The 18990-nt window shown below is 73.9% G+C and carries 11 protein-coding genes (1 of these 11 cut by a window edge); 4 read left to right on the forward strand and 7 right to left on the reverse strand.

Annotated elements, in window-relative coordinates; translation table 11 throughout:
* Positions 1–12: 12 nt before the first annotated feature.
* The 4 genes from OHO83_RS24430 to OHO83_RS24445 form a co-directional block, all read right to left on the reverse strand.
* Positions 13–1359: a PrsW family intramembrane metalloprotease gene (locus tag OHO83_RS24430; protein ID WP_266672073.1), complete on the reverse strand. Its 1347-nt coding sequence runs from the start codon at positions 1357–1359 to the stop codon at positions 13–15.
* A gap of 43 nt (positions 1360–1402) precedes the next feature.
* The gene (trmB, locus tag OHO83_RS24435) at positions 1403–2248 is read right to left on the reverse strand and encodes a tRNA (guanosine(46)-N7)-methyltransferase TrmB (RefSeq protein WP_266672071.1); all 846 of its coding nucleotides are present in this window, start codon (positions 2246–2248) and stop codon (positions 1403–1405) included.
* Positions 2249–2602: 354 nt separating this feature from the next.
* Complete coding sequence (gene lhgO / locus OHO83_RS24440; protein ID WP_266672069.1) at positions 2603–3805, reverse strand: L-2-hydroxyglutarate oxidase; 1203 nt, start codon at positions 3803–3805, stop codon at positions 2603–2605.
* Positions 3806–3910: 105 nt separating this feature from the next.
* Positions 3911–5338 carry an MFS transporter gene (locus tag OHO83_RS24445; protein ID WP_266672067.1) on the reverse strand — a complete coding sequence of 476 codons (1428 nt, stop codon included), beginning with the start codon at positions 5336–5338 and terminating at the stop codon, positions 3911–3913.
* Positions 5339–5952: 614 nt separating this feature from the next.
* Between OHO83_RS24445 and OHO83_RS24450 the strand changes: the two genes are divergently transcribed.
* Positions 5953–8058 (forward strand): asparagine synthase-related protein, encoded by a 2106-nt coding sequence (locus tag OHO83_RS24450; RefSeq protein ID WP_266672065.1) that lies wholly within the window; start codon positions 5953–5955, stop codon positions 8056–8058.
* A gap of 74 nt (positions 8059–8132) precedes the next feature.
* The gene (locus tag OHO83_RS24455) at positions 8133–11384 is read left to right on the forward strand and encodes a BTAD domain-containing putative transcriptional regulator (protein ID WP_266672063.1); all 3252 of its coding nucleotides are present in this window, start codon (positions 8133–8135) and stop codon (positions 11382–11384) included.
* A gap of 27 nt (positions 11385–11411) precedes the next feature.
* Here OHO83_RS24455 and OHO83_RS24460 read toward each other — a convergent pair whose 3' ends face one another.
* Positions 11412–13391, reverse strand: a complete 1980-nt coding sequence (locus OHO83_RS24460) for a sigma-70 family RNA polymerase sigma factor (protein WP_266672061.1) — start codon at positions 13389–13391, stop codon at positions 11412–11414.
* 268 nt (positions 13392–13659) lie between these two features.
* A complete protein-coding gene (locus OHO83_RS24465) occupies positions 13660–14451 on the reverse strand; it encodes a TetR/AcrR family transcriptional regulator (RefSeq protein WP_266672059.1) in 792 nt (263 codons plus the stop codon).
* A gap of 382 nt (positions 14452–14833) precedes the next feature.
* Between OHO83_RS24465 and OHO83_RS24470 the strand changes: the two genes are divergently transcribed.
* Together OHO83_RS24470 and OHO83_RS24475 are read left to right on the forward strand one after the other, a co-directional pair.
* The gene (locus OHO83_RS24470; protein WP_266672057.1) at positions 14834–16258 is read left to right on the forward strand and encodes an NAD(P)/FAD-dependent oxidoreductase; all 1425 of its coding nucleotides are present in this window, start codon (positions 14834–14836) and stop codon (positions 16256–16258) included.
* A 189-nt stretch (positions 16259–16447) separates the two neighbouring features.
* Positions 16448–18124 carry an ATP-binding SpoIIE family protein phosphatase gene (locus OHO83_RS24475; protein WP_266672055.1) on the forward strand — a complete coding sequence of 559 codons (1677 nt, stop codon included), beginning with the start codon at positions 16448–16450 and terminating at the stop codon, positions 18122–18124.
* A 13-nt stretch (positions 18125–18137) separates the two neighbouring features.
* Here the strand turns inward: OHO83_RS24475 and OHO83_RS24480 are convergent, their stop codons facing one another.
* Positions 18138–18990: the 3' portion of an MFS transporter gene (locus tag OHO83_RS24480; RefSeq protein ID WP_266672053.1), read on the reverse strand. 437 nt of this gene lie beyond the right edge of the window; 853 of the gene's 1290 nt are visible here — the last part of the coding sequence; the start codon falls outside the window, past its right edge; its stop codon occupies positions 18138–18140.

The following is an 18990-nucleotide window of genomic DNA, read 5'->3' on the forward strand; positions in this document are numbered from 1 at the left end:
CCACAGGCGCTCTCAGTAGCGGTACGGGTTGTGGGCGTGGGGCGCGTTGTGCGCGGGGAACTGGGCGACCGGCCCCGCGTACACCGGCCCCGCGTACATCGGCGGCACCCACACGGGAGGCGCGGTGGCGCGGGACGCGTAGGCGAGGGCGGGGCGGGCCGCGTGGCGCCGCGCCCACAGCTCGTCGAGCAGCTCCCGCTCCCGTACGACATAGTCCGTGCCGGCCCGGCCGCGCCGGCCGCGGTGGCGCAGGAGCGCGAGTGACGTCGCGTACTGCTGGTACTGGGCGACGACCTTGGCCGTCTCCTTGCCGCCGTGGTGCTGCGCGAACTCGCGGGCCAGGCGGCGGGCGCGCATCGAACCGAGGGCGAACGGCTCGTCCGGGCCGACCCAGCCGGCCACCGCGTACGCGGGCAGCTCGGAGCGCACGGTGCGCAGTTCGCGCTGGCGGGTCCCGATCGCGAGCCAGGTCAGCAGCCCGAACGCGGGCATCATGAACAGCGCGTAGACCCCGAAGAACCCGAACTGGCCGAACGCCGACGAGCCGTTCCACGTGGCGTGCATGCCCATCGCGAGCAGCAGTCCTGCGATGGGCAGCAGGACGCGCCGCACCGGCCCGCGGCCGGGCGCGGTCCACGCCGCGACACCGAAGCCGATGCCGGTGAGCACCGTGAACAGGGGGTGCGCGAACGGCGACATGACGATGCGTACGAAGAAGGTGGCGGCGGTCACCGAGGCGATGCCGGTGCCGCTGTTCAGCTGGTCGGTGCCGAAGGCGTTGCCCAGATAGAGGATGTTCTCCGTGAACGCGAAGCCGGTGGCGGTGACCCCGGCGATCACGACGCCGTCGACGATCCCCGTGAAGTCCCGTCTGCGGAACAGGAAGATGAGCAGGACGGCGCAGGCCTTCGCGGACTCCTCGACGATGGGCGCTATGACCGTCGCGCCGAGGGTGTCGGCGTTCGCGGGGTCGGCCGAGTTCGTGGCGATCCAGTGGGTCGCGAAACTGTTCGCGACGATCGCGATGAGCGCGGCGGCGCAGGCGCCCCAGGCGAACGAGAACAGCAGGTTCCGCCAGGGGCCGGGCGCGACCCGGTCCAGCCAGCGGAACGCGGCTATCAGCAGCGGGACGGGCAGGACCGCGAGGCAGAGCCCGACCAGGAACCCCTCGGTGCCGGTCTGTTCGCGCACGAGGGCGAGGATCACCAGGCCGGAGAGCGCGAGGAGCGAGACGAGCACCCAGGCGTGCACCGCCTTCCGCTCCCACCAGCGTGGATGCCGCAGCGTCCCGGCCCCGGGAGGGCCTGCTCCGGGCTGCGCGTCCGGAAACGCATTCGGATACGAGGGATAGGTCGCCACAGCGTTGACCCTAACGAGCGACGGGCCGGGCCGCGACGGGGTGTCAGTCCGTGGCGGTGACCGGCGGGGACTGCGGTGCGTGCTCCGCGCGCAGGAAGAGCAGGTCGTGAACCACATGGCCCTTGTCCAGGCCCTGACCCTCGAAGCGCGTGAGGGGGCGGAACGCGGGCCTGGGCGCGTATCCGCCGTCGGCCTGCGTGTTCTCGTAGTCCGGGTGTTCGGTCAGGACTTCGAGCATCTGCTCGGCGTACGGCTCCCAGTCGGTCGCGCAGTGCACCAGTGCGCCCGGCTTGAGGGGGACCTTGGCGAGGCTGAGGAACTCCGGCTGGATCAGGCGCCGCTTGTGGTGGCGCTTCTTCGGCCAGGGGTCGGGGAAGTAGACGCGCAGCCCGTCGAGGGAGGCCGCGGGGAGCATCTCGCGGAGCAGGATGATCGCGTCGCCGTTCGCCACCCGTACGTTCGTCAGGCCGTTCCGCTCGGCGAGGCCCAGGAGGTTGCCCTGGCCCGGGGTGTGCACGTCGACCGCGAGGATGCCGGTGTCGGGGTCGTCGGCGGCCATCTGCGCCGTCGCCTCGCCCATGCCGAAGCCGATCTCCAGGACGACGCGCTTCCTGCCGTCGAACAGCTCGTCGAGGTCGAGGACGCGCTGTCCGTCGATGTCGAGACCCCACTGGGGCCACAGCCGCTGGAGGGCGTCCGCCTGGCCGGTCGTGACACGGCTGCGGCGGGGCTGGAAGCTGCGGATGCGCCGCTCGAAGTGCGAACCGGCGGGGTCCGGCGCGGGCCCGTCGGGAAAGCGCGGCTCGCCCTTTGCGCGTACGGGACCGGAGGCTTCGGAACCGGGGGCCTCGGGGGTGTGGGCTGCGGGGGTGCGGGGTGACTCAGACACAGTGAGGCGATTTTAGACGCCGGGTCCGGCCGGGGCCCAAGCCCAGGACCCTCGGCTCAGGTCCCAGGCTCAGGGACCGGGGGCAGGGCCTGGGGTCGGGGCTCAGGGTCCAGGTTCAGGGACCGGGGGCAGGACCCGGAGCCGGAGCTCAGGGCCCAGGCTCAGGACCCGGAGCCAGGAGCCGGAGCTCTGGGGCCAGGTTCAGGGACCGGGGGCAGGGCCAGGGGTCGGGGCTCTGGGTCCAGGTTCAGGGACCGGGGGCAGGGCCCTGAGCCGGAGGTCAGGGCCCAGGCTCAGGACCCGGAGCCAGGAGCCAGGAGCCGGAGCTCTGGGTCCAGGTTCAGGGACCGGAGCTCAAGACCCGAGCGCGGCCAGGGCCCGCCGGGCGACCTCCCGGCCGATCGGGAGCGAGGCCGTCGCCGCGGGGGACGGCGCGTTCAGCACATGCACCGTGCGCGGGGCCTCGCGGATCAGGAAGTCGTCGACCAGGGTCCCGTCCCGCAGGACCGCCTGCGCCCGGACGCCGGCGGGCGCGGGCACCAGGTCGTCCGCGGTCACCGCGGGCAGCAGCCTGCGCACCGCCGACGTGAAAGCGTCCCGGGACACCGAGCGGCGCAGTTCCCCGGCCCCGTACCGCCAGTGCCGGCGCGCGATCCGCCAGGATCCGGGCCAGGCCAGCGTGGCGCCGAGCTCGCGCGGCCTGACCGTCGACCAGTCGTAGCCCTCGAGGGCCAGCGCGGGCACCGCGTTCGGTCCGACGTGCACGCTCTTGTCGATGCCGCGCGTGAGATGGACGCCGAGGAAGGGGAACGCCGGGTCCGGCACCGGGTAGACCAGGCCGCGCACCAGCTCGGGGCGGGCCAGCTCGAAGTACTCGCCCCGGAAGGGGACGATCCGCATGCCGGGGTCGTCCCCCGCGAGCCGGGCGATCCGGTCGCAGTGCAGCCCCGCGCAGTTCACCAGGACGCGCCCGCGGACGATGTCCCCGGCGGCCGTGCGTACCGCTACGCCACGCTCCGCCCGGCGGTCGATCTGCACCACCTCCGCGCCGTACCGGATGTCCGCGCCCGAGGCCTCGGCGAGATACCGGGCCACGGAGACGTAGTCGGCGATGCCCGTCGTGCCCACGTGGATCGCGGCGAGGCCGCGCACATACGGCTCGTACTCGCCGATCTGGGCGGGGCCGAGCTCCCGCACCGGAATCGCGTTCTCCCGGCCGCGCTGGACCAGGGCGTGCAGGCGGGGCAGCTCGTCGCGCTCGGTGGCCACGATCAGCTTTCCGGTGACCGAGTGCGCGATGCCGTGCTCCGCGCAGAACTTGACCATCTCGGCCGCGCCCCGCACCGCGAAGCGGGCCTTGAGCGAGCCGGGGCGGTAGTACACGCCGCTGTGGATGACCCCGCTGTTACGTCCCGTCTGGTGTCTGGCGGGGCCGTGCTCCTTCTCCAGGACGGTCACACGGGTGCCCGGTACCGCGCGCGTGAGGGCGTACGCCGTCGACAGTCCGACGATCCCGCCACCGATCACCAGCACGTCGCAGTCGTACCCGCTCGTCATCACCGTGCCTCACCTCCCGCCCCCGATACTGCACTGCGCCACTGACAACGCGTTCAAACCCGGGCGGTAGGTGTTCGGCCGGACCGGTACCTTCACACCGCTGCCCTAAGCCGGCGCCATGAGGAGCGGCCTGGCCCGCTCCCGCAGCTCCACCACGCGCGGCTCGTCCCCGTACGGTTCGAGGCGGTGCAGCAGGTCCTTCACGTACTCGGTGGTCCGTGCCGACGAGATCCGCCCCGCCACCTCCAGCGCGCGCGTGCCCTGCTCGCACGCCGCGTCCAGGTTCCCCGACTCCAGTTCGGCGACCGCCGACACCACGAGGCGTAACCCGTGCGAGCGCACGAACTCCTCCGTGGGCTTGGACAGGGCCTGCTCGGTGAAGCGCCGCACCTGGCGGGGTGCCTTCAGGTCGCGGTAGCACTCGGCGGCGTCGGCGGCGAAGCGGTCGTACGAGTAGAAGCCGAGCCACGACGGGTCGTGGTCCCCGTCGCGCGCCCGCTCCAGCCAGCCCTCCGCGGCCCGCAGCGCGGCGCCCGCGGCGTGGGCGTCACCGGCGCGCGCGTGCGCGCGTGCTTCCACGAGCCGGAAGAAGCTCATCGTCCTGGCGGTGGCGAGCCCGCGATTGCGCTCCAGAGCGGCCTGCGCCAGGTCCACGCCCTCGTCGCCGAACCCGCGGTACGTCGCCTGGAGCGACATCGACGCCAGCACGTAGCCCCCCAGGGGCACGTCCGCCGCTGCGCGCGCGAGCCGCAGCGCCTGGATGTAGTAGCGCTGTGCCGCCTCCTGCTGGCCCGTGTCGAACGCCATCCACCCGGCCAGGCGCGTCAGTTCGGCGCTCGCCCCGAACAGGGCGCGCCCCACGTCGTCCGAGTAGGCGCCGAGCAGCAGCGGGGCCGCCTCGACCCGCAGGCACTCGGGGACCATCGACGAACGCCAGTCACCGCCCCCGTACTTGGAGTCCCAGCGCCGCGCGTCCTCGGCCGCCTCGCGCAGCTTCTGGACATCGCTGTGGCCGACCTTCTGGGACGTGTTGTCGCCGCCGCTCTCCAGCGGTGGCGCGTCGCGTGCGACCGACGAGTCGGCCGGCGTTATCAGCCATCTCGACGCGGGCGTCGCGTAGGCGCTCACCGCGAAGGATCCGGCCAGCGACTGCCAGATGCCACCGCCCGTGCGGCGGCCCGCGAGGTCGAGGCGGTACAGCTCCGTCGCCGACTTCACCGCCGCCCCCACGTCGCGCGGGAAGGCGAGGCCCACTTCGGGCGCGGGGTCCGCGTCCGCCAGGCCGATCTCGTGCAGCGGCACGGGACGGCCCAGCTTCTGGCCGATGGCGGCGGCGATGAGGTGCGGCGCCGCGCCCTGCGGCACCATGCCCTTGGAGACCCAGCGGGCCACCGAGGTCTTGTCGTAGCGAAGCGTCAGACCGCGCTGGGCGCCGAGGTCGTTGACGCGCCGCGCCAGGCCTGCGTTGCTGATTCCCGCGAGGGCGAGAACGGTGCCGAGTTTCTCGTTCGGCCCGCGTTGCTCCCTGGACATGCGCCACCCCTCGACACAGCCGGCTGCCGCGATGGCATAACCGCGCGGCATTCGTACACCCAGCGTAGTTCGCCGGATCCCAAGCGTTAAGGGGCATAGTTCCGGATGGCGGGAATATTGTCCGTACGGGAGTACGTGTCCGGGGGTGGCGCCGTCACGGTGTGCTCCGCCCGTGTGGCCGTGCGCCTGTGCGTGCGCTCTTCTGCGGCCATGGGGGGAACGCTTCCATGATGGTGCGTGGGTCGGCCCGCTGTACTGGATCCAGCGGGCTGGGGGATACCGCCGCCTTCATCCCCGCGGGTGGCGGACCGGTCCGGGAGGTGAAGGGCGCCTCCCGGACTGTGCGTTGCGTGCCGTGGCCGATGTGGTGTGCACAGGTCTGGCCATCCGCAGCCGATTTGGCCGAATATCGACGGTGCCGTAGGGCGGCACTGATGTCCCCGAGCGGCCCTCGGGGGGTTCAACTGCCGCTCAAAAGGGGCGCATTCAGTGGCGCACGTGCCGCCCGGTCGCCCCTCCCGTACGTCTCCTTCGTGGCAGCATGGGGACCCTGTTCCTGTGATTTCCTCTGATTCCTTCTGACGAGGTTCTGTCCACGGCCTGTGGAGGCGGCGATGCGGTGGTTGGTGGGGTGGAGCAGTACCGCCGCCGGGCCCGTGCGGTTCGGGACCGCGGGCTCGACCGGACCCGACGGGGAGACCGTCCACCCCGTGGGCTCCCAGCTCCTGTGGGGTGACCCCGATCCGCTGTGGGCGGTCGGCGACTGGCGCCCGGACGAGGTCAGGATCGTCACCGCCGACGAGCAGACCCGTATCGCCGTACTCGGCACCTGCGGCGCCACCGACGAGCAGCTGCGGGTCGGCCTGTTCGCCGCGCGCGGGGGTGCCCTGCGCCACCTCACCGCCTGGTCCGGCAGCTACACCGCCGTCGTCCAGGTCGGCAGACGCCTCATGATCGCCGGCGATCTCGCGGGCGCACGCCCCGTGTTCTACACGCCCTGGGCCGGCGGCACCGCGTACGCGACGGCCGCCCTGCCGCTCGCCGACCTCATCGAGGCGCACCTCGACATCGGCCATCTCGCCGCCCTGCTCGCCGCCCCCGACGTGCCCGAGGCCCTGCACGACTCGACGCCGTACCAGGGCGTGCGCCGCATCCCGCCGGGCCACGCGCTGATCCTGCGCGCCGGTGCCCGCGAGATCGCCGGCTACGAACCGGTCGCCTCGCTCGCCGTCGCCGCCCCCTCCGCCGACCCGGCCGGGGCGGTGGACGCCCTGCGCGACGCGCTCGTCGAGGCCGTACGCGCCCGGCTCGCCGCGCCCCGGCACGTCCCCGGCGCCGACATCGACCCGGGGCCCGTCCCCGGCATGGGCCCCGCAGAGCGGCGCGCCGCCCGCGGCATGCCCGTGCCCGGCATCGGCGCCGACCTCTCCGGAGGACCGGCCTCCGGGACACTCGCGCTGCTCGCGGCCGGACTGCCCGGATTGCCCGGCACGGTCCTCGGCCACGGCACGGGCGCGGGCGAGCGCCTCCTCGCCGTCACCTTCAACGACCTGTCCGCGGGCGCCGAAGGGCGCGAGGCCGAACTCCAGCGCGCGGGCGCCATCGCCGCGAACCCGCGGCTGCACCACGTCGTCGTCACGGCGGGCGAAGAGGCGCTCCCGTACGCCGAGTTGGACGGCCCCCTCACCGACGAGCCCGGCCCCGCCCTGATCACCGCCGCCCGCCACCGCGCGCGCCTCCTGTCGGGCAGCGCCGACCACTTCACCGGCCACGGCGCCCGCCAGGTCCTCGACGCGCACCCGGCCCGCCTCGCCGACCTCCTCATGGACCGGCGCCGGCGTCACATGGTCAAGCCGGTCGCCGCGCTCGCCAAGGCGGACGGCGGCTCCGTGCTGGTGCCCGCGCGCGTGTACGGCGCGGCGCGCAAGCTGGCCCGCACGCCGTACAGGGCGGGCGTCGAAAGCCTTGCGGAGCGGCTGCTGCAGCGGAACTTCGAGGATCCGGGGGGCGAGGCGGGCGCCGTCGGCGCCTCGCTCGCGGCTCTCGCGTGGGCGAGACCGGGGCCCGCCGCGCGCTGGCTGACGGGCGAGGCCCTCGCTGAAGTATCGGTTCGCCTCCAGGACGGCGCGACGCGTCCGGGGCCGGGACCGGGGCAGCGGCCGGGAGCGTTCCGTGCCCGCGCCGCCCTCGCCCGCCACGCGGCCGACCTGCGCGTCCTCGAACAGGCCGCCGAGGTCCGCTTCCAGCGCCTGCACGCCCCCTTCCTGGACAACCAGGTCGTCCGCGCCTCCCGCGCCCTGCCCGAGGCGCTCCGCGTACGCCCCGGCGCCCGCGCCGACATCCTGCGCGCCGTCCTCGAAGGCGCCGGCGTCAGCGAACTCCCCGCAGGCTGGGGCGCCCCCTCGCACGCGTCGGCCGCCGCCGCGGCCCGCACCGGCCTGCGCGTCTCCGCCGACCACCTCATCCAGCTCTTCGACACCCCTCTCCTCGCCCAGACCGGCCTGATCGAGGCCCGCGTCGTCCGCAAGGCACTGCGCGCGGCGGCCGACGGCGAACCCCTGCCGCTGGACGGCCTCGCCGACTTGGTGTCCCTCGAACTCTGGCTGCGCCGCCTCATCGCCCGTCGCGGCACCTGCTGGACCGGCACCCCGGCCCGCCAGCGTGCCGTCCCCACGGGGAGCGTCGCACCGCAGCGGGGCGCGCTGGGCGCCGGGCGCTGACGAGCCGCACCCCGGCCGCCCCCCCAGCCGGAATCCGCGCGACCGAAGCCGCCCCCACCCGTGAGAATGGACCCGTGCGGTACCGAATTCTGGGCATCACCGAGGCGTACGACGATCAAGGCACACCCCTGCCCGTGGGCGGACAGCGGCTGCGCGCCCTGCTCACGTCACTCGCGCTGCACGCCGGCCGGACCGCCTCCGCGGACGCGCTCATCGACGACGTGTGGGCCGACGAGCCACCGGCCGACGCGACCGCCGCCCTCCAAGCCCTCGTCGGCCGGCTCCGCCGCGCCCTCGGCAAGGACGCCGTCACATCGGAGGCGGGCGGCGGCTACCGCCTCGCCGCCCGCCGTGAGGACGTGGACCTGTACGTCTTCGAGCGCCTCGTGCGTGAGGGCACGGCCGCTCTGACGGCACACGACCCGGCGGCCGCCTCCCGCACCCTGGGTGACGCGCTCGCCCTGTGGCGCGGGCCCGCACTCGCCGACCTCGCCGACCGCACCGCCGCGACCCGCCCCGAGGCCCAGCGCCTCGAAGCGGCACGCGCGCGCGTGGCGGCCGATCTGCAACTCGGCCGTGCCGCAGACGTCGTACCGGAGCTGACCGAACTCACGCACGCCCACCCGTACGACGAGCCGCTGCACGCCCTGCTCATCCGCGCCCTGCGGGACGCGGGCCGCGGCGCCGACGCGCTCGCCGCCTACGAGACGGCCCGCCGCACCCTCGCCGACGGCCTCGGCGCCGACCCCGGACCCGAACTGGCCGCCCTGCACGCCGACCTGCTCGACTCCGGCCGACCGGCGCCACCCCGGCAGCCGCAGCGCGACGGCAATCTGCGGCCACGCCTCAACTCGTTCGTCGGCCGGGAACCCGAACTCGACGCCATCCGTTCCGACTTGCGAGCGGCCCGCCTCGTCACCCTCACCGGACCCGGCGGCTCCGGCAAGACCCGCCTCGCCGAGGAAGCCGCCGCCGAACACCCCCGCGCCTGGCTCGCCGAGCTCGCCCCGCTCGACCAGCCCGAGGCCGTGGCCGGCGCCGTCGTCAGCGCCCTCGGCCTGCGCGAGACCGTCCTGATGACCAGCGAGCACACGGCGCCGCAGGACGACCCCGTGGCGCTGCTCGTCGAACACTGTGCCGCGCGCAGCCTGCTCCTGATCCTGGACAACTGCGAACACGTCATCGGCGCGGCGGCCGCGCTCGCCGAGACCCTCCTCACCCACTGCCCCGGCCTCACGGTCCTCGCCACCAGCCGCGAACCCCTGGGCGTGCCCGGCGAGTCCGTGCGCCCCGTCGAACCCCTGCCGCCCGACCCCGCGCACCGCCTGTTCGCGGAGCGCGCCCGCGCCGTGCGCCCCGACTTCGACGTCACCGGCGACCCCGAGGCCGTGGCCGAGATCTGCCGCCGCCTCGACGGCCTGCCGCTCGCCATCGAACTGGCCGCGGCCCGCCTCAGACTGCTCACCCCCCGCCAGATCGCGGACCGGCTCGACGACCGCTTCCGCCTGCTGACCAGCGGCAGCCGCACCGTACTGCCCCGGCAGCAGACCCTGCGCGCCGTCGTCGACTGGTCCTGGGACCTCCTCGACGAGCAGGAGCGCACGGTCCTGCGCGAGGCGTCCGTCTTCGCCGGCGGCTGGGACCTGGAGGCCGCGGAGGCCGTCTGCACCGGACCCGCGTCCGACCTGATCGGCGCGCTCGTCGACAAGTCCCTCCTGGTGGCCACCCCGGGCGACGGCAGCATGCGGTACCGGATGCTGGAGACGATCCACGAGTACGCGACCGAACGCGCCGCCGAGACACCGCAGCTGCGTACCGAGGCCGAGCGGCGCCACGTCGCCTACTTCCGCGCACTCGTGGAGAAGGCCGACCCGCTCCTGCGCTCGGCCGAGCAACTCCCGTGGATCGAGCGCCTGGAGACGGAGCTCGACAACCTCCGCGCCGCGCTCCACCGCACCACGGTCGCCGGCGACACGGAGTCCGCGGTCCAACTCGCGCTGTCCACCGGCTGGTTCTGGTGGCTGCGCAACTATCGAAGGGAGGGCGCCGAGTGGGTCGGCCACATCCTGGAGCAGCTGCTTCCGGCGCACCGCCCGTACCGCCCGGCCCCGTCCGGCTGCCGGGTCCCCCCACGCGAAGGGCGGACGTTTCCCGCCGCGGACGACCTGGCGGACGAGGACGACCCGCTGTACTGGCCGCTCATGGAGCTGCGCCTCCTGCACATCTTCTTCGTGGCCCAGTCCAGAGCGGAGAGCGCCCTGCGGGGCGAGGCCGACCGGGAGTACCTCATGCGGGTGCGCGACGCCTTCGCTCGGCCCGGGCCCGCGGGGGCACGCTTCCCCGGCATCATCTGGCCGTTCACCGTGCACTTCCTGGACAACCCGGAGAACGTCAGGACCGCCCTCGACCAGGCCGTCGCCAACTGCCGTGTGTACGGCGGCGAGTGGGAGATCGGCGTCACCCTGATGTTCCGTACGCACACGGCCGTCGACGGGCCGGGCAACCTCACGGGCGTCGACGACGACGTCGCCGAGCTGCGGACCATCAGCCGCCGCGTCGGGGACCGGTGGATGCGCGCCCAGGTGTGCAGCGCGGCCGGTGAGGCCGCCATCGCGCGCAGCCGGTTCGACGAGGCGAAAGGCGAGTTCGAGGAGGCACTGCGCCTCGCCTACGAGGTCGGCGCGTACGCGGAGGCGCCGTTCCTCATCGCCCGGCTCGGCGAGATCGCCTACCGCTCCGGCGAACGCGACGCGGCGCGCGAGCTCCTGACCGAGGCGATCGGGGAGGCCGACCGGTACGGGGTGCCGGATCCTCACGCGTACGTGCTCCTCCTGAACGCCCTGATGGCGGTGGAGGACGGCGAGGTGGCGCGGGCCCGCGCGCTGTGCGACGACGCGGCCACGGAGTCGTCGCGAGGCACCCCGCCACCGCAGTTCACCGCGCTCGTCGGTGGTGTCGACGCGCGGATCACGGCGGCCGAGTCGGGGCCCGCGCGCGGCCTCGCGGTCCTCACCGAGGCCCTGCGGTACGCGGTCGAGCACCGCTGTGCGGAGAGCGTCAACGCAGGACTCGCGGGCCGCGGGGCGCTCTTCCTGGCCCAGCTGGGCGACACGGAGGGCGCGGTACGGGTGGTGGCCGCGTCCGACGGCTGGCGCGGTGTCTCCGAGCGGCCCCAGCCCGAACGCGCCGAGATCGAGGCGCTGGAGGCGGAGGCGGCCGCCGCGCTGGGCGCCACCCGGTACGCCGAAGCGCGCGCCGCGGGGGCGGGCCACACGGCGGCCGAGACGGTCACGTTCCTGACGGAACGCGTCAGCCACTTCGACTAGGGCCGCGCGCGCTTCGACCGGGCCCGCTCACCGGCAGCTGAAACGGGACTCCGCCCAGTCCCCGACCGCGAGGGAGTCGAGGTGCGTCCGCGGCTCCGTGACCAGCCGGATCGCCTTGCGTCCCGCGAGATTCAGATGAACCGGAACGGCCGGGTCCCCGCCCCTGAGGACCTGCGACTTCCACAGCCGCACCCCGTCCGCGAACACGGAGAACCGCACCGCTCCCGTGCCGAGCGTCATGTCGTCGACGCCGGCGAAGGCGTCGTACGCGGTGCAGCTGCGGTTGAGGTCGATGGTCACGGAGGAGTTCGCGTGGACGGTGACCCCGTTCGCGTACTCCTTGTCCGCGACGCGCAGGCCCCACCGCTGCCACACCCAGCTGCTCTCGCCGGGCCGGATCTCCGGCTCGGTGCCGTCGCCGAGCCCGCGGTACGACAGCTGGTTCAGCTGGTAGACGGCCGGGGCGGGCGGCAGGGGAGGCGTGGGCTTCGGGGTGGGCTCGGGCGCCGGCTCCGGAGGCGGCGTCGGCCTGGGCGTGGGCTTCGGCGTGGGCTTCGGCGTGGGCTTCGGGGTGGGGGTCGGCTTCGGCGCGGGCTCGGGGGGAGGCGTCGGCTGCGGGGCCGGCGGCTCGGGCTTCGGCCTGGGGGGAGGCGTCGGCTTCGGCGGGGTGATGGGCTGCGAGACCGCGGGCTTCTCCTTGTGCGCCTCCGGCTTGGGCTTCTGCGGGTCGCCCGCGAGGGCGATCGCCACGGCCACGGCCACGCCCGCCGCGACCACCCCGGCCGCGATGCCGGCCTTCACGGGCGCGCCGAGCCCCTCGGACGCCGCGGCGCCACCGCCCGCGGCCGCTCCGGAGCTGCCGCCCGCCGCGGCCGCCGCACCGGCGCCCGCCGCACTCGCGGCGCCCCCGATGAGCGCGACCACTTTCGCGTACCCGGCGGCGCCGAACCAGCCGATGACCGCGACCGGCACGACCCCCGGGATCCCGCCGGCCACTTCCTTGATCTGACCGGCGGCGAGCCGGCATTTGGCGCACTCCTCCAGGTGCTTGCGCAGACCGCGCTCGGCCCGGGTGCGCAGGCTGCCGCGGGCGTACGCGCCGAGCCGGTCGGCGTAGCGCGCGCACTCCTCGTCCTGGGTGAGGGTGGTACTCACATGGGCCTGGAGGTACGCCTCCTTGAGGCCCTCGCGGGCGCGCTTGGCCAGCACGCGTGTGCCGTTGGCGTCGAGCCCGAAGAGCGTGGCGACCTCGCTGGGCGACTCGTCCTCGACCTCCGTGTGCCACAGGACGGCCTGCCAGCGCTCGGGCAGGGACCGGAAGGCCTGCATGGCCATGGACTGCTCGGCCTCGTGCATCGCGCGGACGTCGGCGCCGAGATCCAGCGTGTCGTCGTCGGAGACCTCGCTGGAGCGGGCGGCCTGCTGGGCGAACACCGCGAAGTCCTCGACCAGGTGCTCGCGCTTCGCCGACTTCGTCCAGCCCGCGGCGACGCGGCGCACGGTGGTCAGCAGATAGGCGCGCACCGCGTGCTCGGGCCCGCTGCCGCCGCGCACGGCCTGAAGCATGCGCGCGAACACCTCGGCCGTGAGGTCGTCGGCGGTGTGCCCGTCCCGGCAGCAGGTGCGTGCGTAACGGTGGACGGCGGTCGAGTGCCGGCGGTACAGCTCCTCGTACGCGGTGTCGTCGCCGGACCGCATACGGGCGATCAGGTCGGCGTCCGCCGGAGGCGATTCCCGCGGGGGCGGCAGGACGGATGATCCCGCCTCCACGCCGTGCTCCCGCTGCTGCGGCACGCTCGGCTCGGAGAGGTTCTCGCCCGGGGCGGCGGACGGGGCTGCGGAGGCCGGGGGCTCGGAGGGCGCTGAGGGCTCGGAGGGTGTGGAGTCCGGTGCCCCGTCCCCGAGCGGGCCTCCCTGGCTCGGCACCTGCCGCGCGGGCAGCCCACCGGTCTCGGTGCCGCCCGCACCACTGCCCTTGAGTGGCTCGTCCCGCCCCTCAACGCTCATCGCGGAAAGCCCCCGACTGCACACTCAGACCCGAACACGCGGGAAAGAGTGCCACACGGGTGGCCCACACCGTCTGTCAGTGCCCGTCAACCACTCATCCGTGGAAACCTCGTGCAGCGAAGTACTAGCTTTCACTCGTACGGGTAGGGGTCAACGAGCGTGCCAAAAAAGGGAGTTGGCCGCGCGCGACGCGCATGCGTCTCCCGCGGCCGTCCCCACATCCGTCGCGCCCCTCGCGGAGCCCAGTCCTACGCGATGCCGCCAGCCCCTACGCGGGCCGCGACCGCAGCCCTTCGAGCAGGATGTCCAGAAGGCGCGACGACGCCGCGGCCTGCTGTGCGGCGTCCGGCAGCGAAGGCGCCGCCGTGGCGATGACCAGCAACACGTCCGCCACCGTCACGTCCTCGCGGAGCTCCGACGCCGCGCGTGCCCGGTCCACGAGCTGCCCGACGACGTCGAGCAGCGCCGCGGCGCCCGCGTCGTCCGCCGGCACGTCCTCGGTGACCGGGGGCGTGCGCTGCTCCACGAGGCGCAGGTCGGGCGCAACGACGGCGTGCCGCTGCTGCGGAACGCGCGTCTCGTCCCGGACCGCGCCCGCCGCGTCGGCCGGCTCGTCGGCGACGCCGACGCGCAGCACGTGCGGAGGCAGCAGCCGCCCCGCACCGGAGGCGACGGACGTGCGCAGGAAGCGCGACAGCGCCGACCACGGCTCGTCCTCCTGGCCGAGGGCGGCCCGCGCCTGGTCGGTCAGCCGGGAGGTCTCCTCCTCGGCTATGCGCCGCACCAGTACGTCCTTGCTCGGGAAGCGCCGGTACACCGTGCCGACACCGACCCGGGCCCGCCGCGCCACGTCCTCCATCGGCGCGCCGTACCCCAGCTCGCCGAAGACCTCGCGCGCCGCGCGCAGGACGTGCTCCAGATTGCGCTGGGCATCCACCCGGAGCGGCGCCGCACGCGAGCTGTCGCCCGCGCCGCGACCGCTACCGCCCGCGGCGGCCGGTCCGCCGGCCACGGCCGAAGCGGAAGCCGTCGAAGTCCATTGAGAGTCCTGAATGTGCATATGTGTTCCCCCGGTAATGACGTCTCCCCCCGGAGACTCTCCCCGCCATCGGCAGCCGGAGCGTGAGGAACAGGCCAGTTCCACGGATCCGTCCGACGGATCCGTCAGCGCATCCCCCGACACCCCGACAGCACACGAACATAGTTGAGCCGGAGTCAATTCAGAAGGGGCAGGTTCCGCACGGAGCGCCCCCCGAACGGAGTACGCGGCGATTCCACCCCGATTGCACCCCCGCACCTCACCCGCCACATGTGCGCTGACCTGCGGACATGTCCCGTACTCCGGCAATTCGCCCACCCGGCGGCAGGCGTAAGCGCCGGTCACACAATTTGCCGGGGCTGTGGACAAACTCAGGTGGCCGATGCGTCATGGGGTGGTGTCGATGCCGAAGACTGCTTCTTCCCGGGGGACGGCCCCGGAAGTCCCGCGTACGCGCGTCCTCGTCGTAGGGGGCGGCTATGTCGGGATGTACACCGCCCTGCGCCTCCAGCAGAAACTCAAACCGGAACTCAGAAGCGGCCGGACCGAGATCGTCGTCGTCACCCCCGACCCGTACATGACCTACCAGCCGTTCCTGCCCGAGGCCGCCGCCGGATCCATCTCGCCGCGCCACGTCGTCGTGCCGCTGCGCCGCGTCCTCGGCCGCTGTCGCGTGATCGTCGGCGAGGTCACGTCGGTCGACCACGGCAAGCGCACCGCCACGTTCACCACCCTGGCCACCGAGGAGGAGGGCACGGGCGCCGTCGAGATCACGTACGACGAACTCGTCATGGCCCCCGGCTCCGTCTCACGCGCCCTGCCCGTGCCGGGACTCGCCGACCACGGCATCGGCTTCAAGACCGTCGAAGAGGCCATCGGACTGCGCAACCACGTCATCGAACAGCTGGACATCGCCTCCTCGACCCGCGACCCCGCCATCCGCGACGCGGCCCTCACCTTCGTCTTCGTAGGGGGCGGTTACGCCGGTGTGGAGGCACTCGGCGAACTCGAGGACATGGCCCGCTACGCCGCGGGCTACTACCACAACGTCACCGCGGACGACCTGAAATGGATCCTCGTCGAGGCCAGCGACCGCATCCTCCCCGAGGTCGGCGAGGAGATGGGCCGCTACACCGTCAGCGAACTGCGCCGCCGCAACATCGACGTACGCCTGCGGACGCGGCTCGAATCCTGCGAGGACCGGGTCGCCGTCCTCGACGACGGCTCCCGCTTCCCGACCCGCACCGTCGTGTGGACCGCGGGCGTCAAACCGCACCCCGTGCTCGCCGCGACCGACCTGCCGCGCAACGAACGCGGCCGCCTCACATGCACCGCCCAGCTCGCCGTCGACGGCGCCCCGCACGCGTGGGGCGCGGGCGACGCGGCGGCGGTCCCCGACATCGCGGCCGGCGAGGAGGGCAAGGAATGCGCGCCCAACGCCCAGCACGCGGTGCGCCAGGCCAGAGTCCTCGGCGACAACATCGCGGCCTCCCTGCGCGGCGAGCCCCTGACGGACTACGCGCACGAGTACGTCGGCTCCGTCGCCTCGCTCGGCCTGCACAAAGGTGTCGCCCACGTCTACGGGCGCAGGCTGAAGGGCTACCCTGCCTGGTTCATGCACCGCGTCTACCACCTGAGCCGGGTGCCGACCGTCAACCGGAAGGCCCGTGTCCTGAGCGAATGGATACTCTCCGGGCTCTTCAAGCGCGAGATCGTCTCCCTCGGCTCGCTCGAACGCCCGCGTGCGGAGTTCGAACTCGCGGCCGGGGGAAACCCGCCCGGCAGCCCTCCGGCGAACCCGCCGCGGGACCCGAAGGGGTCGACCTGACCGGACCGGGGAACTCCCCCTCGAAGACCGGCGTCTGACGGATGTCAGTCCGGTCGGTCAGACTGGTCCATGACCCCGGCCGGCCCCAGACCATGGGCGGACCGACCGCCACGTTGCCCTTCCCCGCTGCTCCCGGCCCCGGCCGGGCAGGGGGGAGCCCTCACCCGACCTCACGAGGCTTTCCCCACAGTGAACTTCACCCGCTGGAGCGCCCGGCTCCCCGGAACGCAGCGCCGCGCGGCAGCGCGGTCCGACCATGGCGTCTCCCAAAGCCAGCGAGGGGAAGGCGCCGTGCCCGCCGCCCGCAACGAACACGCTGTCGACGGCGACGCGCCCGCGGCCGGCATCGACGAACTGCCCGCACGCGAGGTCCTCGACCGGGTCCCCGCCCTCGTCGCCCTCGTCCACGGCCCCGACCACCGCATCGCGTACGTGAACGACGCGTACGTCGCGGCCTTCGGTGACCGCCCCACCGGCGCACCCGCGCGCGAGGCGCTGCCCGAGCTGGAGGAACTCGGCCTGCTGCCCCTGCTCGACCAGGTCCTGCGCAGCGCCAAGCCCCGCACGGTCAAGTCCCGCAAGGTGGCCGGCGGCCGCTCCTACACATTCACCTGCACACCCGTGACGGTCCCGGCCGACGGCGCGGAGGGCGCGCCCGAAGGAGCGAGCGGCTCCGGCGTGCTGGTCTTCGCGGCGGACGTCACCGACCACGCCGAGGCCGCGGAGCGGCTGCGCGCCAGCGAGCGCCGCCAGCGCGAGACCGCCGTCACCCTCCAGCGCTCCCTCCTGCCCCAGGAGCTGGAACAGCCCGACGACCTGCGCATCGCGGCCACCTACCAGCCCGGCGGCACCGAGGCCGCGGTCGGCGGCGACTGGTACGACGTGATCACCCTCGGCGGAGGCCGCACCGCCCTCGTCATCGGCGACGTCATGGGCCGCGGGGTGCGCGCCGCCGCCGTCATGGGCCAGCTGCGCACCGCCGTGCGCGCCTACGCCCGCCTCGACCTGCCGCCGCACGAGGTGCTCCAGCTCCTCGACGGCCTCGCCATCGAGATCGACGCCAACCAGATCGCCACCTGCGTCTACGCGGTCCACGACCCGAACGAGGGCCGCCTCGTGTACGCGTCGGCCGGCCACCTCCCCATCCTCGTACGCGACGAGAGCGGCACGATCCACCGCGCGGAGGAGCCCACCGGACCCCCGCTCGGCACCGGCGGCTGGCTGCACGCCTCGGGATCGGTGCCGCTCGGCCCCGGATCGACCGCCGTCATGTACACCGACGGCCTGGTCGAACGCAGGGACGAGGACATCGACGAGGGCGTCGCGGCTCTGGAGCGCGCGCTCGCCGGCGCCACCGGCACACCCCAGGTCGTGTGCGACCGCCTCATCCGCGCGGCAGGCGTCACCGCGGACCACGACGACGACGTGGCCGTCCTCGTCCTCCAGCACCCGGCGCGCACGGGACCCGACGGAGAGCTCTTCCGCAACGCCGCCCTGGAACTCCTCGGCGGCGTCGAAGCGGCCCCCCGCGCGCGTGCCTTCGCCTCCGGGGTACTCGCCAGCTGGCGCTTCTCGCCCGAGCTGCACGACCTGGGCGTCCTGGCCGCCAGCGAACTCGTCGCCAACTCGCTCCAGCACGGCACCCCGCCCATGCGCCTCAGGCTCCGCCGCACCGACCGCCGACTGATCATCGAGGTCACCGACGGCGACGACCACCTCCCGCGCCGCCGCCGCGCCGAACCCGCCGACGAGGCGGGCCGGGGCATCGCCATCGTCGCCACGATCGCCTCGAACTGGGGCTCACGGCGTACCCCGGGCGGCGGCAAGGCGGTCTGGTGCGAGTTCGCCCTGCCGCGGACCCCGTAAACCGGACGGAGCCTCAGACGGCCGCGGCCGCGGGCACCGGTTCTGCCGACGCCCCGCCCTCCGCGACGATCCGGCTCTTCGCCAGCGACGGCTGGTCCTGCACGGGCGAAAGATGCCGCCCGAGCCGCACCGCGAGGACCGTGATCCCCAGCGAGAACAGCACGAACGTCACGATGTACGGACCGTGCAGCGCGGCCCCCATGGGCCCGCCGACCGCCGGACCGACGGCCAGAGCGAGCTGCTTGACCAGCGCGAACGCCGAGTTGTACTGCCCGACCATCCCGGCCGGCGCCAGATCGGCGACCAGCGGGGCCACGGTCGGCGACAGCATCGCCTCACCGAGACCGAACAGCGCGTACGTCGAGATGAACGCGGCCGTAGCCATGGCCTGGCTGCCGTGCCCCACACCCGCGTACCCGGCCGCGAGCCATGCGATCGCCCACACGAGCCCGACCGCGGCGATCACCCGGGACCGCCTGCGCCGCTCGACGAACTTCAGGACCGCGAACTGCGCGACCACGATCATCGCGGTGTTGGCGGCGAGCGCGATGCCCAGCGTCGACGGGGAGATCCCTGCCGCCTCCACGCCGTACGCGCTCAGGCCCGACTCGAACTGCCCGTAGCAGGCGAAGAACAGCACGAACCCGAGGACGCACAGCTGCACCATCGCCCGGTGCCGGAACAGCGCCCGCAGCCCGCCGCCCGCCCCGGAGCCACCCTTCGGCACCGCTCCGCCGATCGTCGGCGCGTACGGCATCCGCACGAAACCCACGACCCCGGCGAGCACCAGGAACATCACGGCCTCGATACCGAAGAGCAGCGTGAAGCTCGACGGGCGGCTCTCGTCGACGATCTGACCGCCGATG

Origin of the sequence: Streptomyces sp. NBC_00569 (assembly GCF_036345255.1) — a bacterium.
Taxonomy (GTDB): domain Bacteria; phylum Actinomycetota; class Actinomycetes; order Streptomycetales; family Streptomycetaceae; genus Streptomyces.